Source organism: Variovorax gossypii (genome assembly GCF_003965815.1).
In the GTDB taxonomy this organism is placed as follows: Bacteria; Pseudomonadota; Gammaproteobacteria; order Burkholderiales; family Burkholderiaceae_C; genus Variovorax; species Variovorax gossypii.
In genome coordinates, this window is record NZ_RXOE01000002.1 from 324,464 (window position 1) to 350,572 (window position 26,109).

Below are 26,109 nucleotides of genomic sequence, written 5' to 3' on the forward strand. Positions count from 1 at the left end.
GGTCGTGTTTCAAGGCGCTTCATCGCTCAGTCTGGATGCCAAGGGGCGGCTCTCCGTGCCGACCCGGCATCGTGACGTCCTGAGCGCGACGGCAGGCGGCCAGCTCACGATCACCAAGCATCCGCACGGATGCCTGATGGTGTTCCCCCGTCCCGAATGGGAGAAATTCCGCGAGCGCATCGCCGCGCTGCCGATGTCGGCGCAGTGGTGGAAGCGCGTCTTCCTGGGCAACGCCATGGACGTCGAGATGGACGGCACCGGCCGCATCCTGGTGTCGCCCGAGCTGCGCGCGGCCACCGGCATCACGCGAGAGACGCTGCTGCTGGGCATGGGCAACCACTTCGAACTCTGGGACAAGGCCACCTACGAGGCCAAGGAGGCCGAGGCCACCCAGGGCGAGATGCCGGACGTATTCCAGGACTTCGCGTTCTGAGGGGCACCGTGAACACGCCCTGGACCCACACGACCGTCTTGCTCGGCGAGGCGGTGGAAGCTCTTCTATCCGGCAGCACCGCGGCCACCGGCACCTACGTGGACGCCACCTTCGGACGGGGAGGGCACGCGCGCGCGATCCTCGCGCGGCTGGCGCCGGAAGGCAGGCTCATCGCATTCGACAAGGATGCGGAAGCAGTGGCCGAAGCAGCGCGCATCTCGGATGCGCGTTTTTCCATCCGCCACCAGGGATTCCGCTCGCTGGGCGAACTGCCCGACGCGAGCGTGGCCGGCCTGCTGATGGACCTGGGCGTGAGCTCGCCGCAGATCGACAACCCGGTGCGCGGTTTCAGTTTTCGTTTCGATGGCCCGCTCGACATGCGCATGGACACCACGCGCGGCGAGAGCGTGGCCGAGTGGCTGGCAACGGCCGAACTACAGCAGATTGCAGAGGTGATCCGTGACTATGGCGAAGAACGGTTTGCTGTTCAGATTGCAAAGGCGATTGTTGCTCGCCGACAAGAACGGGGCCCAGTTTCAACCACCGCCGAACTGGCCGAGCTCGTGGCTGGCACGGTCAAAACCCGCGAGCCGGGCCAGAACCCTGCAACGCGCACATTTCAGGCTTTTCGGATTTTCATCAACGCCGAGCTTGAAGAGCTGCAACAGGCGCTAGAAGCCAGCCTCTCGGTGCTGAAGCCCGGCGGGCGGCTCGCGGTGATCAGCTTCCACTCGCTCGAAGACCGCATCGTCAAGCAGTTCATCGCCAAGCACTCGAAGGAGGTCTACGACCGCCGCGCGCCGTTCGCCGCGCCCAAGGCCATGAAGCTGCGCGCCCTGGAGCGCATCAAGCCCTCGCAGGCCGAGGTAAGCGGCAATCCTCGAGCACGCAGCGCCATTCTTCGAGTGGCGGAACGCACGGAGGCCGACTGACATGGCCCGTGTGAATCTGCTCCTGCTGATGGCCGTCATTGCGACGGCTTTGTACCTTGTGCACACCCAGTACCTGTCGCGCCAGCTCTACACCGAGCTTGACCGCGTGCAGCAGGACGCCCGCCGCCTGGAAACCGAACGCGACCGCCTGCAGGTCGAGAAGCGCGCGCAGGCCACGCCGCTGCGCGTCGAGCGGCTCGCCAAGGAGCAGCTGCAGATGCGTACCACTTCCCCGGCGATCACGCAGTACGTACGGCCTGACGGCTCGGTGATCCCGGCCGTCGCGCCGGTTGCGCCGATGCCGGCTGCCACGACCGCCAAGCCGGCAGCCAAACCGGCGGCGAAGCCGGCCACCGCAGCGAGGGCCACGCGATGAACCGGGGCAACCGCAGCGTGCGCTACACCACCAGTCCCCTGCTCGCGAGCAAGACGCCGGTGTGGCGCAGCAAGCTCATCGTGGCCGGCATCGCCTTCGGCTTCCTGGTGCTGGCCGGCCGGGCTGCCTACGTGCAGGTCATCGGCAACAGCTTCTTCCAGCGGCAGGGCGAGGTGCGTTTCGCGCGCACGCTCGAGCTGCCGGCCAACCGCGGCCGCATCCTCGACCGCAACGGGCTCATCCTCGCTTCCAGCGTGGTCGCGCCCAGCATCTGGGCCATTCCGGAGGACATCGAGCGCGACGACCCCGATGTGCGCGCCAAGCTCAAGCAGGTGGCCAAGCTGCTGGAGATGTCGCAGAAGGACTTCGACAAGAAGCTGGAGGACGAGGACAAGACCTTCGTCTGGATCAAGCGCCAGGTCGACGAGCCCATCGCCAAGCAGATCGCGGCGATGAACCTCAAGGGCATCTACCAGCGCAAGGAATACAAGCGCCAGTACCCCGAGGGCGAGGCTGCCGCGCACGTGGTGGGCTTCACCAACGTGGAAGACAACGGCCAGGAAGGCATCGAGCTGGCCTTCAACAAGGACCTGGCCGGCAAGGCCGGTTCGCGCCGCGTCATCAAGGACCGCCTGGGCCGCGTGGTCGAGGGCGTGGGCGAGACCGTGCCGCCGCTCGACGGCAAGGACATCCAGCTCAGCGTCGACAGCAAGGTGCAGTTCTTCGCCTACCAGAAGCTGCGCGACGCCGTGACCGCGCGCAAGGCCAAGGCCGGCAGCGTGGTGGTGCTCGACTCCGTCACCGGCGAAGTGCTGGCGCTGGCCAACTACCCGAGCTACGTGCCCGACAAGCGCCAGAACCTCACCGGCGAGCAGCTGCGCAACCGCGCGCTCACCGACACCTTCGAGCCCGGCTCGACCATGAAGCCGATCACGGTCGGCATGGCGCTGGAGGCCGGCCGCGTGAAGCCCTCGACGCTCATCGAGACCGGCCCCGGCCGCTACCAGATCGGCGGCTTCACCATCAGCGACACGCACAACTACGGCACGCTGACGGTGGAGGGCGTGATCCAGAAGTCGAGCAACGTCGGCGCGCTCAAGATCGCCCAGAAGATGACCCCGCACGAGATGTGGGACACCTACACCGCGCTGGGCTACGGCCAGAAGCCGCAGATCCAGTTCCCCGGCGCCGTGACGGGCCGGCTGCGCCCCTGGAAGACCTGGAAGCCGGTCGAGCAGGCCACCATGGCCTACGGCTACGGCCTGTCGGCGTCGCTGTTCCAGATGGCGCATTCGTACACCGCGTTCGCGCACGACGGCTCGCTCATTCCGGTGACCATCCTGAAGAACTCCGAGCCGCCGGTGGGCGTGCGCGTGTTCTCGCCCTCGAACGCGCTGGCGGTGCGCAAGATGCTGCAGATGGCCGCGGGCCCAGGCGGTACCGGCACGCGCGCGCAGACGGTCGGCTACTCGGTCGGCGGCAAGTCGGGCACGGCCCACAAGCAGGTCGGCAAGGGCTACGCCAGCAACAAGTACCGCGCCTGGTTCACCGGCATGGCGCCCATCGAGAAGCCGCGCATCATCGTCGCGGTGATGATCGACGAGCCCAGCGACGGCCAGTATTTCGGCGGCCTGGCGGCCGCTCCCGTGTTCAGCGAGGTCGTGCAGCAGACGCTGCGCATGATGAACGTACCGCCCGACCTGGCGGTCAAACCGCTTGTGATGACGCAGGGCGTCGACGAGAGCTTCTGAACATGCTGACCTTCACTTCCCCCCAACTGGTCGCCGCCTGGCTGAAGGAGCGCGCGCCGCAGGCCGCGCTGCACGCCGACAGCCGCGCCGTGGGCGCGGGCGACGTCTTCATCGCCTGGCCGGGCGCCGCCACCGACGGCCGCAGGCACGTGGCCGCCGCGCTGGCGCAGGGTGCCGCCGTCTGCCTGGTGGAGCACGAGGGCGTCGAGCCCTTCGGCTTCGATGGTGACGAGCGCATCGTGAGCTACCCCGGCCTGAAGGCCGCCACCGGCCCGATCGCCTCGGCCTACTACGACAACCCCTCGGCCCTGCTCGAGCTGCTGGCCGTGACCGGCACCAACGGCAAGACCTCCACTGCCTGGTGGCTGGCCGAGTCGCTCTCCACGCTGCGCGCGGCGGGCGGCGTTCGCGTGATGAAGCCCGACGGCACCATGCAGCGCGACGCCCCGTCGCCCTGCGCGGTGATGGGCACGCTGGGCATCGGCGTGCCGCCCGAGCTGACCTACACCGGCCTCACCACGCCCGACCCGGTGATGATGCAGCGCGAGCTGCGCTCGCTGGTCGAGCGCGGATTCGGCGCCTGCGCCATCGAGGCCTCGTCCATCGGCATCGCCGAGCGCCGCCTCGACGGCGCCCAGATCGCCGTGGCCGTGTTCACCAATTTCACCCAGGACCACCTGGACTACCACGGCAGCATGGACGCCTACTGGCAGGCCAAGGCCGAGCTGTTCCGCTGGCCCGGCCTGCGCGCCGCGGTGATCAACATCGACGACACGCACGGCGCCAGCCTGTGCGCGAACCTGATCGACGCCGGCATCGGCGCGCTCGACGTCTGGACCGTCTCGGCCGGCGGCAAGCCGGCCCGGCTCGTGGCGCGCGACATCGGCTACGACGCGCAGGGCCTGCAGTTCTCGGTGGCCGAGCACGGCACGGCTGCCGTGGAGCGCCTGTCGACCGGGCTCATCGGCCAGTACAACGTGTCCAACCTGCTGGGCGTGCTCGGCACGCTGCGCGCACTGGGCCTCACGCTGCAGCAGGCCGTGGCCGCCTGCGCCAACCTCACCAGCGTGCCGGGCCGCATGGACCGCGCGGGCACCGGCGAAGGCGCCCCGCTGGCCGTGGTCGACTACGCCCACACGCCCGACGCGCTCGACAAGGCGCTGATCGGCCTGCGCCCGCTGGCCAGGCAGCGCGGCGGCGCGCTGTGGTGCCTGTTCGGCTGCGGCGGCGACCGCGACCCGATCAAGCGTCCGATGATGGCTGCCGTCGCCGAACGCCAGGCCGACCGCGTGATCGTCACCAGCGACAACCCGCGCAGCGAAAAGCCCGATGCGATCATCAGCCAGGTGCTGCGAGGCTTCTCGCGCCCTGATGCGGCGCAGGTGCAGCCTGACCGCGCGGCCGCCATCGCCGACGCTATCGCGCAGGCCGCGCCGCAAGACGTCGTGCTGATCGCCGGCAAGGGTCACGAGGCCTGGCAGGAAATCGCCGGCCAGCGCATCGAGTTCTCTGACAAGGCCCATGCGCTGCAGGCGCTGGCGAAGCGAGGAGCAGCGGCATGAGCGTTGCCACGACCACGCCCCTCGACATCACCCTGGCCCGGATCCAGCAATGGATTCCGGGTTCCCGTCTGGTGGGCGACGGCTCCATCGTCATCGCCCGCGTGCACACCGACACGCGCACGCTCGCGCCCGGCGACCTGTTCGTGGCGCTCAAGGGCGAGCGCTTCGACGCCAACGATTTCCTGGCCGATGCGAAGAAGCAGGGCGCGGTGGCCGCCATTGCGCACCATGGCCTGGAGGCCGCGGGCCTCGCCGGCCTCGAGGTGCCCGACTCGCTGGTCGCGCTCGGCGCGCTCGGCGCGGGCTGGCGCGCGCAGTTCGATCTGCCGCTGATCGCCGTGACCGGCAGCAACGGCAAGACCACGGTCACGCAGATGATCGCGGCCGTGCTGTTCGCCTTCCGTGCCGAACGTGCGCTCGCCACGGCCGGCAACTTCAACAACGAGATCGGCGTGCCGCTCACGCTGCTGCGCCTGCGAGCGCAGCACCAGCGTGCGGTGCTCGAGCTGGGCATGAACCATCCGGGCGAGATCGCGCGGCTGGCGGCCATCTCGCGCCCGACCATCGCGCTGGTCAACAACGCGCAGCGCGAGCACCAGGAGTTCATGGCCACCGTCGAGGCGGTGGCTGTCGAGAACGCTGCCGTGTTCGCGGTGCTGCCCGAGGACGGCACGGCCGTCTTCCCGCACGGCGACGAGTTCACCTCGCTGTGGACCGACATGGCGCACGACGGCGGCTCGCGCCGCTGCCTGACCTTCGGCGAGCACGAGGACGCCGACGTCTCTCTGCTGCGCGCCGAATGGAAGCAGGGCGCCTGGGCCGTAGGCATCCGCACGCCGGTGGGCGACTTCGATGCACGCCTGCACATCGCGGGCCGGCACAACGTCGTCAACGCGCTCGCCGCCACGGCGTGCGCGCTCGCGGCGGGCGTGTCGCTGGAGACCATCGGGGCCGGCCTGTCGGCCTTCGAGCCGGTGAAGGGGCGTTCGCGCGCCAGCGAGATCGCCCTGCCGGGCGGCCATGCGCTCACGCTGGTCGACGACAGCTACAACGCCAACCCCGATTCCGTGATCGCCGCCATCGACGTGCTCGCGGCCCTGCCGGGCCCGCGCCTGCTGGTGCTGGGCGACATGGGCGAGGTGGGCGACCGCTCGCCCGAGTTCCACGCCGAGGTCGGCGAGCATGCCCGCCTGCGCGGCATCGAGTCCGTCTACGCGCTGGGCGCCGCGACGGCGCACACCGTCGCTGCCTTCGGCGGTTCGGACGGACGCCATTTCGAAGAGTTCGACGCGCTGCGCGCGGCGGTGCTCGCGCGCCTGCCGCAGGTCGGCAGCGTGCTCGTGAAGGGATCGCGCTTCATGAAGATGGAGCGCGTGGTGCAGGTCGTCGAGCAGGCACAACAACAACCACAACAACAAGAGGAGGGCGGCCATGACGCATGAGCCGCGCGAAACCACATGCTGCTGACACTGGCCCAATGGCTGCAGACGCTGTCGCCCGAGTTCGGGTTCCTGCGCATCTTCCAGTACCTCACCTTCCGCGCGTTGATGGCCGCGCTGACGGCGCTCGTGGTCGGCCTGGTGGCCGGCCCCTACGTGATCCGGCGCCTCACGGCGCTCAAGATCGGCCAGCCGGTGCGCGGCTACGGCATGGAGACGCACCTCACCAAGAGCGGCACGCCCACCATGGGCGGCGTGCTGGTGCTGTTCGCCATCGCCTTCGCCACGCTGCTGTGGTTCGACATCTCCAACAGGTTCGTGTGGATCGTGCTGTGGGTCACCATGGGCTTCGGCGCCATCGGCTGGGTGGACGACTGGCGCAAGGTGGTGCGCAAGGACCCGGAGGGCATGCGCTCGCGCGAGAAGTATTTCTGGCAGTCGGTGGTGGGCCTGATCGCGGCCTTCTACCTGCTCTTCAGCATCTCGGAAAGCTCCAACTGGCGCGTGGTGCAGCTGTTCTTCGCGTGGGTGCAGTCGGGCTTCGACCTCGACTTCCCGCCCAAGATCAACCTGCTGGTGCCCTTCTTCAAGGAAGTGAGCTATCCGCTGGGCGGCATCGGCTTCGTGATCCTCACGTATCTCGTGATCGTGGGCGCGAGCAATGCCGTGAACCTGACCGACGGCCTCGACGGGCTGGCGATCATGCCGGTGGTGATGGTGGGCTCGGCGCTGGGCGTGTTCGCCTATGTCACGGGCAGCGCGGTGTATTCCAAGTACCTGCTGTTTCCCAACATCCCGGGCTCGGGCGAACTGCTGGTTTTCTGCTCGGCCATGGCCGGCGCGGGGCTCGCGTTCCTGTGGTTCAACACGCATCCGGCGCAGGTGTTCATGGGTGACGTGGGCGCGCTGGCGCTGGGCGGCGCGCTGGGCACCATCGCGGTCATCGTGCGCCAGGAGATCGTGTTCTTCATCATGGGCGGCATCTTCGTGGTCGAGGCGATCTCGGTGATGGCGCAGGTCACCTACTTCAAGTACACGAAGAAGCGCTTCGGCGAAGGCCGTCGCGTGCTCAAGATGGCGCCGCTGCACCATCACTTCGAGAAGAGCGGCTGGCGCGAGACGCAGGTCGTGGTGCGCTTCTGGATCATCACGATGCTGCTGTGCCTCGTGGGCCTTTCGACGCTGAAGCTGCGGTGAACGGAAGAAGAGAAGAAGCATGCGTCACCTGAAAGACCTCCCCGTCCTCATCCTCGGCCTCGGCGCGTCCGGGCTGGCGATGGCGCGCTGGTGCGCGCGGCACGGCGCGGTCGTGACGGTGGCCGACACGCGCGAGGCGCCGGCATTGCTCTCCAAGCTGCGCGAGGAACTGCCCGGCGTGACTTTCGTAGGTGGACCGTTCTCGGCCGCGCTGGTCGAAGGCACGCCGATCCGCGCCGTGTATCGCTCGCCGGGCCTGTCGCCCGAGACCATCGCGCCGGTGGCGGACGCGGCGCGTGCCGTCGGGCTGCCGGTCGGCGGCGAGCTGGACCTGTTCGCGCGTGCGCTGCTGGATCTGCGCACGGTGGAAGTGCCTGTGGTGGAGGTCGAGCCAGAACCCGAGACCGAGCCCGAAACGCAAGCTCCGGCCGAACCCGTGGCCGAAGCGCCCGTGGAAGCCGTCGAGCCGGAGCCCCAGGCGCAACTGCCGCTGGAAGAGCCTGCGGATGCCGATCAGGCAGCGGCCGAGGCTGAGCCGGCGCAGCAGCCTGCTGTCCCTGCCGAAGCCGAACCGCCTGTTGCTGAAGTCGTTGCCGAACCCGCCCCAGAGCCGACCGTGCCCGCGCAAGCCGAAGCCATGCCGCGCGATCCGTCGATGAGCGTTGCCGTGCCGCAGCCGCCGCAGGCCGAGGAATCGCCCGCGCCTGCCGAAGCCACGGAACCCGTCGCGCAGCCGGCGGCAGAAGCCGCGCCGGAATCGGCACCGGAAGCCGCCGACGCGACCACGGCCGAAACGCCGGAAGCTCCCGAAGCCACTACTCCCGAGGCTGCGCCGGCAGTGCCCGCTCCCGCGCCGGCCACCGTTTCCCGCCTGCCCACCACCGGCAAGCCCTACGTCCCGACGGCAGCCAAGGAGGCCGCGGAGTTCGTCGCGCGCATCGCCGAGCTTTCCGCCACCAACCCGGCCTCGGCCGCGGTCGAGGAAGAGCCCTCGCCGCAACTCGAACTGGCACCGCCCGTCGAGCCCGAGGCACCCAAGGGCTACACGCCCGCGGTGCTCGCCATCACCGGCACCAACGGCAAGACGACCGTCACCTCGCTCACCGGCCAGCTGGTCGAGCGCGCGGGCAAGACCGTGGCCGTGGCCGGCAACATCGGCCCGACGCTTCTCGACACGCTCACGGCGCACATGGATGCCGAGACGCTGCCCGACGTGTGGGTGCTGGAGCTGTCCAGCTTCCAGCTCGACGGCGTGCAGGGCTTCGAGCCCACCGCCGCCACGGTGCTCAACCTCACGCAGGACCACCTCGACTGGCACGGCGACATGGCCGCCTACGGCGCGGCCAAGGCGCGCATCTTCGGCGCGCACGGGCTCATGATCCTCAACCGCGACGATGCCGGCGTGATGGCCATGCTGCCCGCGCCCGTCAGGGTCAAGCTGCAGCGCCCGCAGATCCGCACGCATGTCACCTTCGGCTCCGCCATGCCGCTGCGCCCGGGTGACTACGGCATCGAGCGCGTCAACGGCATGGCCTGGCTGGTGCGCGCGCTGGAGGCCGACGAGACGCAGAAGCGCAAGCGCGGCGCCGTGGTCGAGGAAGAAATCTTCCTGCAGCGCCTGATGCCCGCCGATGCGCTGCGCATCCGCGGCCGTCACAACGCCATGAACGCCCTCGCGGCCCTGGCGCTGGCCAGCGCCGCCGGCTGCCCGCTGAACACCATGCTCTACGGCCTGCGCGAGTACCAGGGCGAGCCGCACCGCGTGGAGCCCGTCGCCATCATCGACGAGGTCGAGTACTTCGACGACAGCAAGGGCACCAACGTGGGCGCCACCGCCGCCGCCCTTACCGGGCTGGGCGAGGAGCGCCGCGTGGTCGTCATCCTTGGCGGCGAAGGCAAGGGGCAGGACTTCGAGCCGCTCGCCGCGCCCGTTCGCCAGTACGCGCGCGCCGTGGTGCTCATCGGCCGCGACGCGCCGATCATCGAAGCCGCGCTGGCATCGACCGGCGTCTCGCTGCTGCACGCAGCCTCGATGGACGAGGCCGTGAAGCTCGCGTCCGCGCGCGCCAACCCCGGCGATGCCGTGCTGCTGTCACCGGCCTGTGCGAGCTTCGACATGTTCAAGGACTACGCGCACCGCGCCGAGGTGTTCCGCGAGGCCGTGCAGGCCTACGAGGACAGCCCGCGCGGCCTGGGCGATTCGACGACGACGGAGGACCCGGTTTGAACTCTGCCGCCTCAGGCGCCACGCCCAACGCATCCACCAGCCGTTTCGGCGGCTGGTTCAGGCGTGCGCGCAGCGGGATCGACTCGCTGCCCGTGCACCTGCCCGTGCGGCTGGGCGGCGCCGGCATCGCGCAGACGAAAGCCACGCCGATGCGCGTGCTGGGCTTCGACCAGGCGCTGGTCTGGGTCACGGTCGCGCTGCTGACCTGGGGCCTGATCATGGTGTATTCGGCCTCCATCGCGCTGCCCGACAACCCGCGCTTCGCGCGCGCCGGCTACAGCGCCTCGTACTTCCTCACGCGGCACGCGGCCTCGGTGGTGTTCGCGTTCATCGCCGCGCTGCTGACCTTCCAGATCCCGATGAAGACCTGGGAGCGCGCCGCGCCCTGGCTCTTCGTGGCCTCGCTGCTGCTGCTGGTGGCGGTGCTCATTCCGCACATCGGCATCAACGTGAACGGCGCGCGCCGCTGGCTGCCGATGGGTTTCATGCGCTTCCAGCCCTCGGAGCTGGCCAAGCTCGCGATGGTGCTCTACGCCGCCAGCTACATGGTGCGCAAGATGGAGATCAAGGAGCGCTTCTTCCGCGCCGTGCTACCGATGGGCGTGGCGGTGGTGGTGGTCGGCATGCTCGTGATGGCCGAGCCCGACATGGGCGCCTTCATGGTGATCGCCGTGATCGCCATGGGCATCCTGTTCCTGGGCGGCGTGAACGCGCGCATGTTCTTCCTGATCGCCGCGCTGGTGGTGGTGGCCTTCGGCACCATCGTCGCGAGCAGCCCGTGGCGCCGCGAGCGCATCTTCGCGTACCTCGATCCGTGGAGCGAGGAGCACGCGCTGGGCAAGGGCTACCAGCTGTCGCACTCGCTGATCGCCATCGGGCGCGGCGAGATCTTCGGCGTGGGCCTGGGCGGCAGCGTCGAGAAGCTGCACTGGCTGCCCGAGGCGCACACCGACTTCCTGCTGGCCGTGATCGGCGAGGAGTTCGGCCTGGTCGGCGTGCTGCTGATCATCGGCCTGTTCCTCTGGCTCACGCGCCGCATCATGCACATCGGCCGCCAGGCCATCGCGCTCGACCGCGTGTTCTCTGGCCTCGTGGCCCAGGGCGTGGGCGTGTGGCTGGGTTTCCAGACCTTCATCAACATGGGGGTGAACCTGGGCGCCCTGCCGACCAAGGGGCTGACCTTGCCGCTGATGAGCTTCGGCGGCTCCGCGATCCTGATGAACCTCGTGGCGCTGGCGATCGTTCTGCGCATCGACTACGAGAACCGTGTGCTGATGCGGGGAGGCCGCGTATGACCGGCCGCACCGCACTCGTGATGGCCGGCGGCACCGGCGGCCACATCTTCCCCGGACTCGCGGTGGCCGAGGCCCTGCGCGAGCGCGGCTGGAAGGTGCACTGGCTGGGCGCGCCCGGCAGCATGGAAGAAAAGCTGGTTCCGCCGCGAGGCTTCGCCTTCGAGCCCGTGCAGTTCGGCGGCGTGCGCGGCAAGGGTCCGCTCACGCTGTTCCTGCTGCCGCTGAAGCTGCTGCGCGCCTTCTGGCAGAGCCTGGGCGTGGTGCGCCGCGTGAAGCCCGACGTGCTGGTGGGCCTGGGCGGCTACATCACCTTCCCGGGCGGAATGATGGGCGTGCTGGTCGGCAAGCCGCTGGTGCTGCACGAGCAGAACTCGGTCGCAGGCCTCGCCAACAAGGTGCTGGCGGGCGTGGCCGACCGCGTGTTCACCGCCTTCCCCAATGTGCTGAAGAAGGCGCAATGGGTGGGCAACCCGCTGCGCGCGGCCTTCACCTCCAAGGCCGAACCGGCCGAGCGTTTCGCGGGCCGTACCGGTCCGCTGAAATTGCTGGTGGTGGGCGGCAGCCTCGGCGCGCGCGGCCTCAACACCGTGGTGCCGCAGGCGCTGGCCCGCATCGAGCCGGCCGTGCGCCCGCAGGTGCTGCACCAGAGCGGCGCCAAGCAGATCGACGAACTGCGCGCCAACTACGAAGCCGCTGGCGTCGAGGGCGAGCTCACGCCCTTCATCGAAGACACCGCGCAGGCCTATGCGGACGCCGACATGATCGTCGCGCGCGCCGGCGCCAGCACCGTCACTGAAATCGCGGCCGTCGGCGCAGCAGCGCTGTTCGTGCCTTTCCCCTCGGCGGTCGACGACCACCAGACCACCAACGCACGCTTCCTCGTGGACGCGGGCGGCGGATGGCTGGTGCAACAGGCCGACCTCACTCCTGAATTGCTGGCTGACTTGCTACAGAAAACCGGGCGCGATGCGCTGATAGAGAAGGCCGCGAAGGCCAAGACCATGCAGAAGACCGAAGCCGTCGAGGCGGTCGTCCGCGCCTGCGAGGAGTTAACGAAATGAAGCTCCCGTCGATGTTCCATGGACTTTCGGGGAATGCCGCGGAACTGGCTTTGCCAGGCCGCAGGCATTGCCCCCTGCAAGGGGGTTGGCGAAGCGACACGAAGTGCGCGAAGCCTGGGGGTGTGCCGGTATGAAGCACGCGATTCGTCACATCCATTTCGTGGGCATCGGTGGGTCCGGCATGAGCGGCATCGCCGAGGTGCTGCTCAACCTGGGCTACAAGATCACCGGCTCCGACCTGGCCGACAGCGCCACGCTGCGCCGGCTCGCGGGCCTGGGCATCGGCACCTTCGTGGGCCACGCCGCCGCGCACATCGACGGCGCGGACGCGGTCGTCACCTCCACTGCAGTGCAGTCGGACAACCCCGAGGTGCTGGCCGCGCGCGAGAAGCGCATTCCGGTCGTGCCGCGCGCGCTGATGCTGGCCGAGCTGATGCGCCTGAAGCAGGGCATCGCCATCGCAGGCACGCACGGCAAGACCACCACCACCAGCCTGGTGGCGAGCGTGCTCGCCGCCGCGGGGCTCGACCCGACCTTCGTGATCGGCGGGCGCCTCAACAGCGCGGGCGCCAACGCGCAGCTCGGCAGCGGCGACTACATCGTGGTGGAGGCCGACGAGTCGGACGCCTCGTTCCTGAACCTGCTGCCGGTGATGGCGGTGGTCACGAACATCGACGCCGACCACATGGAAACCTACGGGCACGACTTCGCGAAGCTCAAGAAGGCTTTCGTCGACTTCCTGCACCGCATGCCGTTCTACGGCGTGGCCATTCTCTGCACCGACGATCCGGCGGTGCGCGAGATCGTGGCCGACGTGACCTGCCCGGTCACCAGCTACGGCTTCGGCGAGGACGCCCAGGTGCGCGCCATCGACGTGCGCGCCGTCGGCGGCCAGATGCACTTCACCGCGCAGCGCCGCAACGGCGTGACGCTGCCCGACCTGCCCATCGTGCTGAACCTGCCGGGCGAGCACAACGTGCGCAATGCGCTGTCGGTGATCGCGGTGGCCGTCGAACTCGGCATTTCCGACGAGGCGGTGCAACGCGGCCTGGCTGGCTTCAAGGGCGTGGGCCGCCGCTTCCAGAGCTACGGCGACGTCGCGGTGCAGGGCGAGGGCGCCACGGGCACCTTCACCGTGATCGACGACTACGGCCATCACCCCGTGGAGATGGCAGCCACCATCTCGGCCGCGCGCGGTGCGTTCCCGGGGCGCCGGCTGGTGCTGGCCTTCCAGCCGCATCGCTACACCCGCACGCGCGACTGCTTCGAGGACTTCGTGAAGGTCATCGGCACGGCCGACGCGGTGCTGCTTGGCGAGGTCTATGCCGCCGGTGAGGCGCCCATAGTGGCCGCCGACGGCCGCACGCTGGCGCGCGCGCTGCGCGTGGCGGGCAAGGTCGAGCCGGTGTTCGTCGACGACATCGCCGCCATGCCGCGCGCCATTCTCGACAACGCCCGTCCGGGCGACGTGGTGCTCTCGATGGGTGCGGGCTCCATCGGCGCGGTGCCGGCCAAGGTGGTCGAACTCGGCGCGGCGGCCGGTGCGGCCGCCGCCCCTTCAACATCCGAGCGCGCTTCGCGCAAAGGGAGGGCCTCATGAGCCTCCAGGACCCCAAGCTCTTCGGCAAGGTCGCCGTGCTGTTCGGCGGCAGCTCCGCCGAACGCGAAATTTCCCTGATGTCGGGCACCGGCGTGCTCGACGCGCTGCGTTCGCGCGGCGTGGACGCGCATGCCTTCGATCCGTCGCAGCGCGAGCTGTCGGAGCTCAAGCGCGAAGGCTTCGCGCGCTGCTTCGTCGCGCTGCACGGCCGCCACGGCGAGGACGGCACCGTGCAGGGCGCGCTCGAGCTGCTCGGCATTCCCTACACCGGCTCGGGCGTGATGGCCTCGAGCGTGGCGATGGACAAGGTCATGACCAAGCGCATCTGGCAGGCCGACGGCCTGCCCACGCCCAAGTACGTGCGCCTGGCCTTCGACCAGCAAAGCCGCGAGCAGATCATGGCCGTGCCCGACGTGCTCGGCCTGCCGGTGATCGTGAAGCCGCCGCGCGAGGGCTCGTCCATCGGCGTGACCAAGGTGCAGGGCTACTCGCAGATGCAGGACGCGGTCGCGCTGTCGGCGAAGTACGACGCCGACGTGTTGTGCGAGGAATTCATCGAGGGCGAGGAAGTGACCTGCGCCGTGCTCGGCCACGGGCTCGATGCGCGCGCGCTGCCGGTGGTGCGCATCGCCGCGCCCGAGGGTGCCTACGACTACCAGAACAAGTACTTCACCGACGACGTGAAGTACCAGTGCCCGAGCGGCCTGCCCGAGGCCGAGGAACGCGAGATCCAGCGCATCACGCTGGCCGCCTACCGCACGCTCGGCTGCCGCGGCTGGGGCCGCGCCGACGTGATGATCCGCGCCAGCGACCGCAAGCCCTTCCTGCTGGAGATGAACACCTCGCCCGGCATGACCAGCCATTCGCTGGTGCCGATGTCCGCCCGCGCCGCGGGCATCGCGTACGAGGAGCTGTGCCTGCGGGTGCTGGCTTCCGCCACGCTGGACGCAACGGGAGGCTCGCTATAGCCATGGCCGACAGCATTCCCGCGCCCTTCGACGTCAAGCTCATGAACATCGTCGCCAACCTTGCGTTCGCGGCGGTGGCGCTCATGCTGCTTGCGGCGGGCGCGTGGTGGGTGCTGCGCCAGCCTTTCTTCCCGATCGCCGGCATCAAGGTGGACGGCGAGGTCACGCACAACAACGCGGTCACGCTGCGCGCCAACGTGGCGCCGCAGCTCAAGGGCAACTTCTTCACCATCGACCTGGCACGCGCTCGCGCGGCCTTCGAGTCGGTGCCGTGGGTGCGCAGCGCGGTGGTGCGGCGCGAGTTCCCGAACAAGCTGCGCGTGACGCTGACCGAGCAGGTGCCGGTGGCCAACTGGGGCGACGAGGCGAGCTCGAAGCTCATCAACGGCTTCGGCGACGTGTTCGAGGCCAACGTGGCCGAGGTGGACGACAACCTGCCGCGCCTGGACGGCCCGATCGAGCAGGCCGGCCAGGTGCTGGGCATGTACCGCGTGCTGCAGCCGCAGTTCCAGCCCTACGACCTGAGCATCGACGAGCTCACGCTGTCGAGCCGCGGCAGCTGGAAGGTGGTGCTCGACAGCGGCGCCGAGATCGAGCTCGGCCGGGGCCAGGGCGAGGAGGTGACTGCCAGGTTGCAGCGCTTCCTTAAGACCGTGACCCAGGTCGCGGGCCAGTACCGCCGCACCATGGCCGACGTCGAGGGCGCCGACCTGCGCCACAACGACGCGTATGCATTGCGGCTGCGCGGCGTCACCACGGTCTCGCCCGAGGCCCCAAGAAAAATCAAGTAGCGAATACCGAGGAATCGAGGACATTTCAATGCCCAAAGAATATAAAGACCTGGTCGTAGGACTCGACATCGGCACCGCCAAGGTGATGGTGGTCGTGGCCGAGGTGCTGCCCGGTGGCGAGCTCAAGCTGGCCGGCCTCGGCATCGCGCCGAGCAACGGCCTCAAGCGCGGCGTGGTGGTGAACATCGACGCCACGGTGCAGAGCATCCAGCAGGCGCTGAAAGAGGCCGAGTTGATGGCCGACTGCAAGATCAGCCGCGTCTACACCGGCATCACCGGCAGCCACATCCGCGGCATCAACTCGAGCGGCATGGTGGCGGTGAAGGACAAGGAAGTGACGCCCGCCGACGTGGCCCGCGTGGTGGAGACGGCGCGCGCCATCAACATCTCGAGCGACCAGCGCCTCTTGCTGGTGGAGCCGCAGGAGTTCGTGATCGACGGCCAGGACGTGAAGGAGCCGATCGGCATGAGCGGCATGCGGCTCGAAGCCAAGGTGCACATCGTGACCGGCGCGCAGAGCGCGGCCGAGAACATCATCAAGTGCGTGCGTCGCTGCGGCCTCGAAGTCGACCAGCTCATGCTGAACCCGCTGGCCTCCAGCCAGGCGGTGCTGACGGAAGACGAGCGCGAGCTGGGCGTGGTGCTGGTGGACATCGGCGCGGGCACGACCGACGTGGCGATCTTCACCAACGGCGCGATCCGCCACACGGCGGTGATCCCGATCGCGGGCGACCTCATCACCAGCGACATCGCGATGGCGCTGCGCACGCCGACCAAGGACGCGGAAGACATCAAGGTCGAGAACGGTTTCGCCAAGCAGCTGCTGGCCGACCCCGAGACGCAGGTTGAAGTGCCGGGCCTGGGCGACCGCGGCCCGCGCATGCTGAGCAAGCAGGCGCTGGCCGGCGTGATCGAGCCGCGCATCGAGGAGATCTTCTCGCTGGTGCAGCAGGTGGTGCGCGAGTCGGGCTACGAAGAGGTGCTGTCGTCGGGCGTGGTGCTCACGGGCGGCAGCGCCGTGATGCCCGGCATGGTCGAGCTCGGCGAGGACATCTTCCTCAAGCCCGTGCGCCGCGGCATCCCGAAGTATTCGAGCGCGTTGTCGGACATGGTCGCGCAGCCTCGCGCCGCGACGGTGATGGGCCTGCTCGAGGAAGCACGCTTCGCACGCATGCGTGGCTTCAAGGTCGCGCAGAAGAATGGGTCGGTAAAGACTGCATTCGGACGTTTCAAGGACTTCATCGTGGGGAATTTCTAGCCATGATCAAGTCTCCACTCTGGCTCGCCCGTGGCAGCCCTCCCATGCATTTCAACGAGCGATGGCGACGAACAGGTCCACCATCGCGACGGGCTCTTCGTTGATCTCGTCAATACACAAGAAATATTCACAGACACATAACGGCAACTGCAAGATTCAAGGAGTTAAAAATGACCATCGAAATGATCGAAGTCGAAGAGTTCAATCAGGGCACGCAGATCAAGGTGATCGGTGTCGGCGGTGGCGGCGGCAATGCGGTCGCCCACATGATGGAGCGTGGCGTGCAGGGCGTTCAGTTCGTCTGCGCGAACACCGACGCACAGGCCCTGCAGCGCAGCAACGCGCACAAGATCATCCAGCTCGGCACCAGCGGCCTGGGCGCCGGCAGCAAGCCCGAAAGGGGCCGTGAAGCGGCCGAGCTCGCGGTGGACGACATCCGCACCGCCATCGACGGCGCACACATGCTGTTCATCACGGCCGGCATGGGCGGCGGCACCGGCACCGGTGCGGCTCCCGTGATCGCGCGCGTCGCGAAGGAAATGGGCATCCTGACCGTGGGCGTGGTCACCAAGCCCTTCGACTGGGAAGGCGGCCGCCGCATGACCAACGCCGACGCCGGCCTGGCCGAGCTCGAAGCGAACGTCGACTCGCTGATCGTGGTGCTCAACGAGAAGCTGCTCGACGTGCTGGGCGAGGACGTCACGCAGGAAGAAGCCTTCGCGCAGGCCAACGACGTGCTGAAGAACGCCGTGGGCGGCATCTCGGAAATCATCAACGAGTACGGCGGCGTGAACGTCGACTTCGAAGACGTGCGCACCGTGATGGGTGAACCCGGCAAGGCCATGATGGGCACGGCCGCGGCTGCAGGCCCGGACCGCGCGCGCATCGCCGCCGAACAGGCCGTGGCCTGCCCGCTGCTCGAAGGCATCGACCTTTCGGGCGCCAAGGGCGTGCTGGTGCTGGTGACGGCGTCGAAGAGCTCGCTGAAGCTGAACGAGTCGAAGCTGGCGATGAACACCATCCGCGCCTACGCCTCGCCGGACGCGCACGTGATCTACGGCGCCGCCTACGACGACAGTCTGGGCGACGAGATGCGCGTGACCGTGGTGGCCACCGGCCTGTCGCGTGCCGACGCACGCCGCCAGCAGCCGACGCTGGAAGTGATCCGTACCGGCACCGACAACATCCCCTTCACCGTGCCGACGCTCGGTGGCGTGGGTCATGCCGGCGGCACGGGCGGCAGCCAGCCCAACTACGACGGCATGGCCGTTCCCAGCGTGTGGCGCACCAACCGCACGATGGCCGCGGCGAAGGTGGACGCGCTGTCTTCGGGCGGCATGGACGACTTCGAGATCCCGGCCTTCCTGCGCCGTCAAGCCGATTGAGAGAACACCCCATCCGATGGCCTCGCTGGAGGCCATCGCGGGGGTGAACTCGGCCAGACGCAGAGGGCACGAGGGAGCGTAAGGGGCACAGGGACGACCCGAAAGGGACGTCCGCTGGCTCTAGGCGCTGCGCTCACCTCGTGCCCTTTGCGTCCATTTCAGGCCAATTCGAAGGAATTGCATAGAACCCATGTCTATCGGTGCCATAGCGAGGGGCATAGGCCGCCACGCCCGTCGCGCGCCTAAAATCCCGGCCGTGCTGCAACAACGTACCCTCAAGTCGATCAGCCGCGCCGTGGGCGTGGGGCTCCATAGCGGCCAGCGCGTGGAGCTGACACTGCGGCCGGCCCCGGCCGATACGGGCATCGTGTTCCGCCGCGTCGACCTGCCCGAGCCGGTCGAGATCCGCATGACCGCCGAGTCGGTCACCGACACGCGCCTGGCCTCCACCGTCTCCACCGGCGGCGCCAAGGTGCAGACCGTCGAACACATCATGTCCGCCTGCGCGGGCCTGGGCATCGACAACCTCTACATCGACATCACGGCCGACGAAGTGCCGATCCTCGACGGATCGGCTTCCTCCTTCGTGTTCCTGCTGCAGAGCGCGGGCATCGCGCTGCAGAAAGCGCCGCGCCGCTTCATCCGCGTGACCCGCAAGGTCGAGGTGCGCGAAGGCGAGGGCGCCAACGAGAAATGGGCGAGCCTGGAGCCGTACCACGGCTACAAGCTGAGCTTCGAGATCGACTTCGACCACCGCGTCGTCAACTCCACCGGCCAGCGCGTGGAATTCGACCTGGGCACCGACTCGTACAGCCGCGACATCGCACGCGCTCGCACCTTCGGCTTCACCAAGGAAGTCGAGTACATGCGCAGCAAGGGCCTCGCGCTCGGCGGTGGCCTGGACAACGCCATCGTGATGGACGACACCAAGGTGCTGAACGAGGGCGGCCTGCGCTACGACGACGAGTTCGTGAAGCACAAGATCCTCGACGCGATGGGCGACCTCTACATCATCGGCAAGCCGCTGCTGGCCGCCTACACCGCCTTCCGCTCGGGCCATGCGCTCAACAACAAGCTGCTGCGCGAACTGCTCTCGCACAGCGACGCCTACGAGGTCGTGACCTTCGAGGACGAGAAGCGCGCGCCGCGCGGTTTCGGCGAAGTCGCGCGGGCCTGGTAGCAGGCCCCCTTCGCCTTCCTCACATGCTCCTGTTCCGCTGGGCCATCCTGCTGCTTCTGCTGGTGGCCGGCGTGTGCTTTGCGTTCTACGCGGGCACGGGGCAGGTCAAGTACCGCCGCATCGGCTGGATCGTGCTGAAGTGGACGCTGCTGGCGGCCTTCGGCTTCTTCGCGGTCCTGATCGCCGAGCGGGTGGCTTGAGCTTTCTTCAGCCGGCGGTCTCCTGCCGGCAGATGAAGAGGCTCAGGTAGGACGGCGTGCGCTGCGAGACTTCGCGCAGCGTCACCTCGTCGAAGTCCTTCGGGACGTTCTCCACCACCATCTGCCGCAGCGCCTGGGCGGCCTCCGTCTCGTTGTCCCGCGGGTTGTAGCGAACCTGCACGCCGCGAATCAGGTAGCCGGGAACGGCGTTGCTCGCCTCGGGAAACTCGCGCAGCCGCCAGGTGACGTCGCCGCGCGCGGCCTTCAGCCTGGCGAGCAGGTCGCGCGCAGGCGCTTCATTGCGCTTGCGGACCTCCGGGTCGCGCTCGCTCGTGCAGTACAGGATGTCGACCCGGAAGCCGGCGAATTTCCCCGATGAGGAGCTGGCCGGCGGTTTCGCCACTGCCGCCGCGGCGCTGCGATTGACCTCGATGGCCTTCTGCTCCTGCGCGAACTCCCCGGCCTTGCCCGCTTCGGCGCGCAGCACCGGATCGGCGAAAGACAGCGCCACGAGCGGAAAGAGCCGGCCCGCCAGGTCTTCCGAAGCCACCGAATTGATGAGCGCGAAGGCCGCCTGCTCGCGGCGATGCCGGCCCGGCGCCTTCTCGTCCATCTGGAGCACTTCGACCACCTTCTCGTAGACGTACTGGTCGCGCTTGAAGCGCGTCTCCTCGAGCGAGTTGTCGACCCGCTTGCGCTCGAAGTCGATGCGCTGCGCCTCGTTCGCCTGCGCCGAAGCCGCTGCGCGATGCTGGGCATCCTCGGCGGCCTTCTTCGAATCTTCGGCCTTGTACTGCCAGTAGAGGCCCAGCGCCGCCGCGAGCACCGCGATCAGCGCCGACGCGCCGCTGGCCCATTTCGTGACCTTCTCCACCCGCGACGAAGGCGCGGGCGTTCCCCCACCGTGATCCTCTCCTGCCATGGTTCGCTCCCGATGTTGTTGATGCTGGCGCGAAGTCTGTCACTGCGCCTGCGCGGCGGCCTCCCTGCAAATGGGGAGGCTCGGCGCGGAAAGTGTCCGGCGCTTGTGTTTCAGTTTTCGGTCAGCGCCTGCAAGGCCTGCACCTGCCGAGCCAGCAGCGGCCCCTTGCGATGCGCGGGCACCAGCAGCACGACCGTGTCGCCCAGCGCCTTCGGCCGGCCCCAGGGCGCATGCAGCTTGCCCTGAGCAAGCAGGGGCGCGACGAGGCGCTCGCGGCCCATCAGCACGCCTTCGCCGTCGAGCGCGGCCTGCAGGGCGAGGCTGTAGAGCGAGAAGTCCGGCCCGGCCGCCAGCGCCTCGGCTTCGGCCGCCGTGGTGCCGGGCCGCACGGCCTGCAGCCAGCGCTGCCAGTCGTCGCGCCAGACGGTGTCGTGCAGTCCGCCGTTGCGCTCCAGCAGTTCGATCAGGTCCTCGGGCGGGCGCGGGCGGCCGCTGGGCAGGGGCTGCCGCAGGCGCGGGCTGCACACGGGCAGCAGCCGGTCGCGCACGAGCGGGATCGCCTGCGCGCCCGCGTCGGTCTCGATGCGCTCGCCGGCCCGCGCATAGAAGAGGCCCAGATCGAATGGCTCGCGACGAAAGTTCGGCGGCTGTTCCAGCGCGGTCACCGACACCTGCACGCCGGGCAGCTCCGCCTTCAGGCGCGAGAGCCGGGGCGACAGCCACAGCTGGGCCACGGCAGGCAGCGCGGCCACCTGCAGCGTGCTGCGGCGCGCGGCGATCTGGGTTTCGTGGCGCAACGCCTGCACGGCCAGCCCGAGCTGGTCGACGGCCGCGCTGAGGGCAGGCAGGGCGCGCCGCCCGTGCGCGCTGAGGCGGATGCCCTGGCTGTGCCGCTCGAACAGCGCGCCGCCGGCCCATGTTTCAAGCGCCTTGATCTGCTGCGCGACGGCGGCCGGTGTGACGAAGAGTTCCTCGGCCGCGCGCGCGAAGCTGCCGTGGCGGGCCGCGGCCTCGAAGGCGCGCACGGCCGTGTGCGGAGGCAGGCGGGGGCGAGGCGGCGCGAGCGGCATCTGGCAGGTCCTTCAGGCCAAGTTTTTCTATGGCCCGGGGCCAGATTATCCGGTTTGCCCGGCCGGCGGCGGCGCGCGACGATTCGTGCATCCATCACTTCCAGCGAGATCCGCCGCATGCCCGCCGCCCTGCAACGCCGCCCCTGGGTTCCCGCCGCCAGCGAAGACCACGTGCTTTCCATCGCCGCGGATGCCTCCGCGCGCGATGCGGCGGGCGTCGCCGCCGAGATCGAACGGCTGGTGGCCGACAACCACCGCATCCACGACGTGGAAGGCCTGAACCTCAACCCCGCCACCAACGTGATGAACCCGGCCGCCGAGGCGCTGCTGTCGCGCGGGCTGGGCTCGCGTCCGTCGCTGGGCTATCCGGGCGACAAGTACGAGATGGGCCTGGAGGCCATCGAGCGCATCGAAGTCGTCGCGGCCGAGCTGGCGGCCGAGGTGTTCGGCTCGAAGTTCGCCGAGGTGCGCGTGAGCTCGGGCGCGCTGTCGAATCTCTACGTGTTCATGGCGACCTGCAGGCCGGGCGACACCATCGTCGTGCCGCCGCCCAGCATCGGCGGCCACGTCACGCACCATGCGGCGGGCGCGGCGGGGCTCTACGGCCTGAAGCCGGTCTCCGCCCCGGTGGATGCCGACGGCTACACGGTCGACGTGACCGCGCTCGCGAAGCTGGTGCGCGAGGCGAAGCCGACGCTCATCACCATCGGCGGCAGCCTGAACCTGTTTCCGCACCCGGTGCCCGCGATCCGCGAGATCGCCGACAGCGTGGGCGCGAAGCTGCTCTTCGACGCCGCGCACCTCTCGGGCATGGTGGCCGGCAAGGCGTGGCCACAGCCGCTGGAGCAGGGCGCGCATGCCATCACGATGAGCACCTACAAGAGCCTGGGCGGCCCGGCGGGCGGCCTGATCGTGTCGAACGACGCCGCGCTGATGGAGCGCATCGACGCCATTGCGTACCCCGGCCTCACGGCCAATTCGGACGCGGGGCGCACCGCGGCGCTGGCCCGCGGGCTGCTCGACTGGAAGGTGCACGGCGTCGCCTATGCGGCGGCGATGCGCGAGACCGCGCAGGCGCTCGCACGCGCTCTCGATGCGCTGGGCCTGCCGGTGTTCGCGAAGGCGCGCGGCTTCACGCAGTCGCACCAGTTCGCACTCGAGGCGGCGCGCTGGGGCGGCGGGCAGCACGCGTCGAAGAAGCTCGCGCAGGGCGGCCTGCTGGCCTGCGGCATCGGATTGCCGATCGCGCCCGTGGAGGGCGACATCAACGGCCTGCGCCTGGGCGTGCCCGAGATCGTGCGACTGGGCTTCACGCCCGAAGACATGCCGCAGCTGGCCGGCTGGATCGCACGCGCGCTCGACGGCGAGGTGGTATCGGTGGCCGCCGAGGTGCGCGAGCGACGCAAGCGCCTTGGCGAGATGCGCTACATCGTGCGCTGAAAGCAGCTACGGGCTGATTCGGGAAACACCGCGGAACCGGCTTCGCCGGGCCGCAGGTGTTGCCCCCGATAGGGGGAAGGCGTGCGCGACACGAAGTGCGCGAAGCCTGGGGGCGAGCCTACCTCGAACGCCCCTGCCGGTAGGTGCCGGCATGGGTCTTCGACAGCTCGGCCGCTTCGGCGAGCCGCGCCATCGAGCGTCCCACCTGCGCATGCGTGATGGCGATGCCCAGTGCGTCCGCCGCGTCGGCGCCCGGCAGGCCCGGCAGGTCGAGCAGCCGCCGCACCATCTCCTGCACCTGCGCCTTGGCCGCCTGGCCGTGGCCGGCCACCGCCTTCTTCATCTGCAGCGCCGTGTACTCGGCCACCGAGAGGTTGTTGCTGACCAGCGCCGTCACGCACGCACCCCGCGCCTGCCCCAGCAGCAGCGTCGACTGCGGATTGACGTTGACGAAGATGATTTCCACCGCCGATGCATCGGGCTGGTAGCGCGCGGTGATTTCCGCGATGCCGTCGAACAGCACCTTCAGGCGGGCCGGCAGGTTGCCGGTGCCCAGGTGCCGCGTGCTGATGGTGCCGCTGGCCACGTAGCGCAGCCCGTGGCCGTCCGCATCGACCACGCCGAAGCCGGTGGTCTGCAAGCCGGGGTCGATGCCGAGAATGCGCATGAAAGGAAACGTAAAGGCCTAAGCCCGGATAAAGAGAGTCGAAAGAGCCGCGAGGAGAGGGCCGAAAGCGGGCTGATCGCGGGCAGAATCCGCCCGGTCCGTACAGTCCGCCCCCCGCCGCGCGCGGGGCGCGCCATCCAAGGAAGCGAATGTGAATGTAGTCGAGTCCTCCGCGCAGCAGCAACTGGACGAGGTGCAAGCCTTGATCGCGCGCCTGCAGATGCACCCCGCCGAACGCGCGGCCGCCAGTTTCCGCCGCATCGAGCTGCTCGACGACCTGGGCCGTCGCAAGGAAGCGCTGGCCGCGAGCGCCAGGCTGCTCGACGAATTCGCGGCGAAGCCCGAGGTCGGCGTGGTCGTGCCGTGCTGCCAGACGCTGCGCCTGCTGGCGCACATGCTGCGCCAGATGCACCGCCCGGCAGACGCGCTCGCCACGCTCGACCGCCTGATCGCGGCGCACGGCCAGCGCGCCGAGCCCGCGATCCGCGAGCACATCGCCCACGCGCTCTACCAGCGCACATGGTGGATCGACGAGCCCGCCGCGCGCTGCGAAGCTTGCGACGCCATGAGCGAACTGCTCGACAGCCAGCCCGATGCCGCCTTCGACACCTGGCGCGTGGAGGCGCGGTTGCTCAAGGCCGAGGTGGAGCATCACCGCGGCCTGCCGCAGGATGCGCTGGCCACGTTGGAGGCCGCGATCGAGCGCTTCGACGCCAGCACCGACCCCGGCGTGGTGCTGCGCGTGGCGCGTGCGCGCCTGGCGTCGGTGCTCAACCTGCGGGAGCTGGCGCAGCATGCCCAGGCGCAGGTGATGTGCCTCGCCGTGGCCGACCAGATCGAGGCCGGCCTTGCCGAAGCCGCGCCGGAGCTGCGCATCGAAGGCGTGCGGGCGCTGACGCTGTTCTTCGACGGCTTCGGCATCGACGAGCATGCGAACCGCGCCGAACTGGTCGGCTGGCTGCTCGACCGCTACGGCCACGACGCATCGCCGCAGGTGCGCCGCATGGCGGTGCGCCGCGCCTACGACTGGTCGGTGGGCCTGCGCGAGCAGGAAGACGGCGATGCCGCGCTGGCCGCATGCGACCGCCTGCTCGCCACCTTCGGCGCGGACACCGACGCGGTGGTGCATCGCACCGTCGCGAGCGCGCTGCTCAACAAGGGCTTCGTGCTGCTCGAACGGCTGGGCCGCGCCGAGGATGCGCTCGCTGTGTACCAGCAGCTCGCGCGCCAGCTACAGGGCGCGCCCGCTCCCGAATTGCAGGACACCCTGGCCAAGGCCCTCGCCGGCCGTGAAGCCTGCCTCAGGCGGCTGCGCAGGGCCGACGCCGAGGCCAACCTGCCGGAGCTGTCGCCCGAGACGCGCGACGAGGTGCGCGACAAGGTCAAGCAGGGGCGCAGGCACGGCGATGCGGGCGAGTCGCGCGAGGCCATTGCGCTGTTCGACGAGGTGCTGGCCGCGCATGCCCCGTCGCCGCATCCGGAGCTGCGCCGCCAGTGCGCGCGGGCGCTGGTCCACAAGGCCTTCTGCCTGGTCGCGCTGGAGCGCTTCGACGAAGTCGTGGCCGCCGCCGAGGCGATGGACGCGCGCTACGGTGCCGATTCCTCGACCGAGATGCAGGAGACGGTCGCGCTGTGCATGCAGTACAAGAGCACCGCGCTCGACCGCCTCGGCCGGCACGACGACGAGATGCGCGTGCACGACGAGATCGTCGCGCGCTGGGGCAACTCCGAGCTGCCCGACCTGCGCGGGCGCGTGGTCGGCGCGCTGTTCCGCAAGGGCGCCACGCTGCGCCAGACCGGCCGTCTCGAGGCGGCGGTGGCCTGCTACGACGAGGCCATCGCGCGCACCACCGGCGCGAGGGAAGGCACGCTGCAGCTCTGGGCCGCGAAGTCGATGATCAACAAGGCCAAGGCGCAGGACAAGCTCGGCGACCCGGCCGGCCAGATCAAGACCTATCGCGCTCTCATTGCACGCTTCGGCGATTCGGGCGATGCCGCGCTGCGCGAGCGCGTCGTCAATGCCTGCGAGTGGCTTGCCGAGGCCGAGGGCCGGCAGGGCCGGGTGGAAGCACAGCGCGCGGCGCTTGAGGCCGCGCTGGGCCGCTTCGGCACCGCGCTCTCGGCCGAGCAGCGCGCGCGCCTCGCCCGCGAACTGCAGGCACTGAAGGCCAGGGCCATCGGACGCAAGGCGAAGGAAGTCTTCGGCCGCGTGGTGCGCCGCAAGGCCTGAACGAATTCATCTGCCTCCCCGCGCAGAACCGCCCGCGAGGCTTTTCCAGGAATACCGCGGAACCGGCTTCGCCGGGCCGCAGGTATTGCCCCCTGCAAGGGGGTTGGCGAAGCGACACGAAGTGC

General features: G+C 69.3%; 22 protein-coding genes. 19 read left to right on the forward strand and 3 right to left on the reverse strand.

The window, feature by feature from the left end; all coding sequences use genetic code 11:
* Positions 1-4: 4 nt before the first annotated feature.
* The 17 genes from mraZ to EJP69_RS29440 all read left to right on the forward strand — a co-directional run bounded on the left by mraZ (position 5) and on the right by EJP69_RS29440 (position 19,655).
* Positions 5-433, forward strand: coding sequence for a division/cell wall cluster transcriptional repressor MraZ (gene mraZ, locus EJP69_RS09240; RefSeq protein WP_081270207.1), 429 nt, complete (start codon positions 5-7; stop codon positions 431-433).
* 8 nt (positions 434-441) lie between these two features.
* Positions 442-1,365, forward strand: a complete 924-nt coding sequence (gene rsmH, locus EJP69_RS09245; protein WP_093196960.1) for a 16S rRNA (cytosine(1402)-N(4))-methyltransferase RsmH — start codon at positions 442-444, stop codon at positions 1,363-1,365.
* Position 1,366: 1 nt separating this feature from the next.
* The gene (gene ftsL, locus EJP69_RS09250) at positions 1,367-1,741 is read left to right on the forward strand and encodes a cell division protein FtsL (RefSeq protein ID WP_093196957.1); all 375 of its coding nucleotides are present in this window, start codon (positions 1,367-1,369) and stop codon (positions 1,739-1,741) included.
* Positions 1,738-3,492: a peptidoglycan D,D-transpeptidase FtsI family protein gene (locus EJP69_RS09255; protein ID WP_126469609.1), complete on the forward strand. Its 1,755-nt coding sequence runs from the start codon at positions 1,738-1,740 to the stop codon at positions 3,490-3,492. Before ftsL ends, EJP69_RS09255 begins: the two co-directional genes overlap by 4 nt.
* A gap of 2 nt (positions 3,493-3,494) precedes the next feature.
* Positions 3,495-5,054 carry a UDP-N-acetylmuramoyl-L-alanyl-D-glutamate--2,6-diaminopimelate ligase gene (locus EJP69_RS09260; RefSeq protein WP_126469611.1) on the forward strand — a complete coding sequence of 520 codons (1,560 nt, stop codon included), beginning with the start codon at positions 3,495-3,497 and terminating at the stop codon, positions 5,052-5,054.
* Positions 5,051-6,496, forward strand: coding sequence for a UDP-N-acetylmuramoyl-tripeptide--D-alanyl-D-alanine ligase (locus EJP69_RS09265; protein WP_126469613.1), 1,446 nt, complete (start codon positions 5,051-5,053; stop codon positions 6,494-6,496). The genes EJP69_RS09260 and EJP69_RS09265 overlap by 4 nt, the downstream gene beginning before the upstream one ends.
* A 15-nt stretch (positions 6,497-6,511) precedes the next feature.
* Entirely contained in the window at positions 6,512-7,690 is a 1,179-nt protein-coding gene (gene mraY / locus EJP69_RS09270; protein WP_093299737.1) for a phospho-N-acetylmuramoyl-pentapeptide-transferase, read from the forward strand.
* A 19-nt stretch (positions 7,691-7,709) separates the two neighbouring features.
* Entirely contained in the window at positions 7,710-9,917 is a 2,208-nt protein-coding gene (murD, locus tag EJP69_RS09275; protein ID WP_126469615.1) for a UDP-N-acetylmuramoyl-L-alanine--D-glutamate ligase, read from the forward strand.
* Positions 9,914-11,212: a putative lipid II flippase FtsW gene (gene ftsW / locus EJP69_RS09280; RefSeq protein WP_093196948.1), complete on the forward strand. Its 1,299-nt coding sequence runs from the start codon at positions 9,914-9,916 to the stop codon at positions 11,210-11,212. The genes murD and ftsW overlap by 4 nt, the downstream gene beginning before the upstream one ends.
* Positions 11,209-12,273, forward strand: a complete 1,065-nt coding sequence (gene murG / locus EJP69_RS09285) for an undecaprenyldiphospho-muramoylpentapeptide beta-N-acetylglucosaminyltransferase (RefSeq protein ID WP_126469617.1) — start codon at positions 11,209-11,211, stop codon at positions 12,271-12,273. The genes ftsW and murG overlap by 4 nt, the downstream gene beginning before the upstream one ends.
* A 130-nt stretch (positions 12,274-12,403) precedes the next feature.
* Positions 12,404-13,873: a UDP-N-acetylmuramate--L-alanine ligase gene (gene murC / locus EJP69_RS09290; protein ID WP_093299745.1), complete on the forward strand. Its 1,470-nt coding sequence runs from the start codon at positions 12,404-12,406 to the stop codon at positions 13,871-13,873.
* The gene (locus EJP69_RS09295; RefSeq protein WP_093196942.1) at positions 13,870-14,841 is read left to right on the forward strand and encodes a D-alanine--D-alanine ligase; all 972 of its coding nucleotides are present in this window, start codon (positions 13,870-13,872) and stop codon (positions 14,839-14,841) included. The genes murC and EJP69_RS09295 overlap by 4 nt, the downstream gene beginning before the upstream one ends.
* 2 nt (positions 14,842-14,843) lie before the next feature.
* The gene (locus EJP69_RS09300) at positions 14,844-15,632 is read left to right on the forward strand and encodes a cell division protein FtsQ/DivIB (RefSeq protein ID WP_093196940.1); all 789 of its coding nucleotides are present in this window, start codon (positions 14,844-14,846) and stop codon (positions 15,630-15,632) included.
* Between the two features lie 28 nt (positions 15,633-15,660).
* Entirely contained in the window at positions 15,661-16,890 is a 1,230-nt protein-coding gene (ftsA, locus tag EJP69_RS09305; protein WP_093196937.1) for a cell division protein FtsA, read from the forward strand.
* Positions 16,891-17,060: 170 nt separating this feature from the next.
* The gene (gene ftsZ / locus EJP69_RS09310; protein ID WP_093196934.1) at positions 17,061-18,275 is read left to right on the forward strand and encodes a cell division protein FtsZ; all 1,215 of its coding nucleotides are present in this window, start codon (positions 17,061-17,063) and stop codon (positions 18,273-18,275) included.
* A 256-nt stretch (positions 18,276-18,531) separates the two neighbouring features.
* Complete coding sequence (gene lpxC, locus EJP69_RS09315; RefSeq protein ID WP_171022508.1) at positions 18,532-19,455, forward strand: UDP-3-O-acyl-N-acetylglucosamine deacetylase; 924 nt, start codon at positions 18,532-18,534, stop codon at positions 19,453-19,455.
* 23 nt (positions 19,456-19,478) lie between these two features.
* Entirely contained in the window at positions 19,479-19,655 is a 177-nt protein-coding gene (locus EJP69_RS29440) for a hypothetical protein (RefSeq protein WP_019656766.1), read from the forward strand.
* A gap of 7 nt (positions 19,656-19,662) precedes the next feature.
* On the opposite strand, the gene EJP69_RS09320 is transcribed toward EJP69_RS29440, so the two are convergent.
* Positions 19,663-20,577: a hypothetical protein gene (locus EJP69_RS09320; RefSeq protein WP_126469621.1), complete on the reverse strand. Its 915-nt coding sequence runs from the start codon at positions 20,575-20,577 to the stop codon at positions 19,663-19,665.
* A gap of 110 nt (positions 20,578-20,687) precedes the next feature.
* Complete coding sequence (locus EJP69_RS09325) at positions 20,688-21,647, reverse strand: LysR family transcriptional regulator (protein ID WP_093196927.1); 960 nt, start codon at positions 21,645-21,647, stop codon at positions 20,688-20,690.
* A gap of 117 nt (positions 21,648-21,764) precedes the next feature.
* Here EJP69_RS09325 and EJP69_RS09330 point away from each other — a divergent pair, with 117 nt between their 5' ends.
* Positions 21,765-23,087, forward strand: a complete 1,323-nt coding sequence (locus EJP69_RS09330) for a serine hydroxymethyltransferase (protein WP_126469623.1) — start codon at positions 21,765-21,767, stop codon at positions 23,085-23,087.
* A 118-nt stretch (positions 23,088-23,205) separates the two neighbouring features.
* On the opposite strand, the gene ruvC is transcribed toward EJP69_RS09330, so the two are convergent.
* Positions 23,206-23,754: a crossover junction endodeoxyribonuclease RuvC gene (ruvC, locus tag EJP69_RS09335; RefSeq protein ID WP_093196921.1), complete on the reverse strand. Its 549-nt coding sequence runs from the start codon at positions 23,752-23,754 to the stop codon at positions 23,206-23,208.
* A 151-nt stretch (positions 23,755-23,905) separates the two neighbouring features.
* Between ruvC and EJP69_RS09340 the strand changes: the two genes are divergently transcribed.
* A complete protein-coding gene (locus EJP69_RS09340; protein ID WP_126469625.1) occupies positions 23,906-25,984 on the forward strand; it encodes a tetratricopeptide repeat protein in 2,079 nt (692 codons plus the stop codon).
* The last annotated feature ends 125 nt before the right edge of the window (positions 25,985-26,109 follow it).

Coding starts and splice junctions, on each gene's coding strand:
- ftsL (WP_093196957.1), top strand. CDS start 1,367: ATGGCCCGTGTGAATCTGCTCCTGCTGATGGCCGTCATTGCGACGGCT.
- EJP69_RS09255 (WP_126469609.1), top strand. CDS start 1,738: ATGAACCGGGGCAACCGCAGCGTGCGCTACACCACCAGTCCCCTGCTC.
- EJP69_RS09260 (WP_126469611.1), top strand. CDS start 3,495: ATGCTGACCTTCACTTCCCCCCAACTGGTCGCCGCCTGGCTGAAGGAG.
- EJP69_RS09265 (WP_126469613.1), top strand. CDS start 5,051: ATGAGCGTTGCCACGACCACGCCCCTCGACATCACCCTGGCCCGGATC.
- mraY (WP_093299737.1), top strand. CDS start 6,512: ATGCTGCTGACACTGGCCCAATGGCTGCAGACGCTGTCGCCCGAGTTC.
- murD (WP_126469615.1), top strand. CDS start 7,710: ATGCGTCACCTGAAAGACCTCCCCGTCCTCATCCTCGGCCTCGGCGCG.
- murG (WP_126469617.1), top strand. CDS start 11,209: ATGACCGGCCGCACCGCACTCGTGATGGCCGGCGGCACCGGCGGCCAC.
- murC (WP_093299745.1), top strand. CDS start 12,404: ATGAAGCACGCGATTCGTCACATCCATTTCGTGGGCATCGGTGGGTCC.
- EJP69_RS09295 (WP_093196942.1), top strand. CDS start 13,870: ATGAGCCTCCAGGACCCCAAGCTCTTCGGCAAGGTCGCCGTGCTGTTC.
- EJP69_RS09300 (WP_093196940.1), top strand. CDS start 14,844: ATGGCCGACAGCATTCCCGCGCCCTTCGACGTCAAGCTCATGAACATC.
- ftsA (WP_093196937.1), top strand. CDS start 15,661: ATGCCCAAAGAATATAAAGACCTGGTCGTAGGACTCGACATCGGCACC.
- ftsZ (WP_093196934.1), top strand. CDS start 17,061: ATGACCATCGAAATGATCGAAGTCGAAGAGTTCAATCAGGGCACGCAG.
- EJP69_RS29440 (WP_019656766.1), top strand. CDS start 19,479: ATGCTCCTGTTCCGCTGGGCCATCCTGCTGCTTCTGCTGGTGGCCGGC.
- EJP69_RS09320 (WP_126469621.1), bottom strand. CDS start 20,577: ATGGCAGGAGAGGATCACGGTGGGGGAACGCCCGCGCCTTCGTCGCGG.
- EJP69_RS09325 (WP_093196927.1), bottom strand. CDS start 21,647: ATGCCGCTCGCGCCGCCTCGCCCCCGCCTGCCTCCGCACACGGCCGTG.
- EJP69_RS09330 (WP_126469623.1), top strand. CDS start 21,765: ATGCCCGCCGCCCTGCAACGCCGCCCCTGGGTTCCCGCCGCCAGCGAA.
- ruvC (WP_093196921.1), bottom strand. CDS start 23,754: ATGCGCATTCTCGGCATCGACCCCGGCTTGCAGACCACCGGCTTCGGC.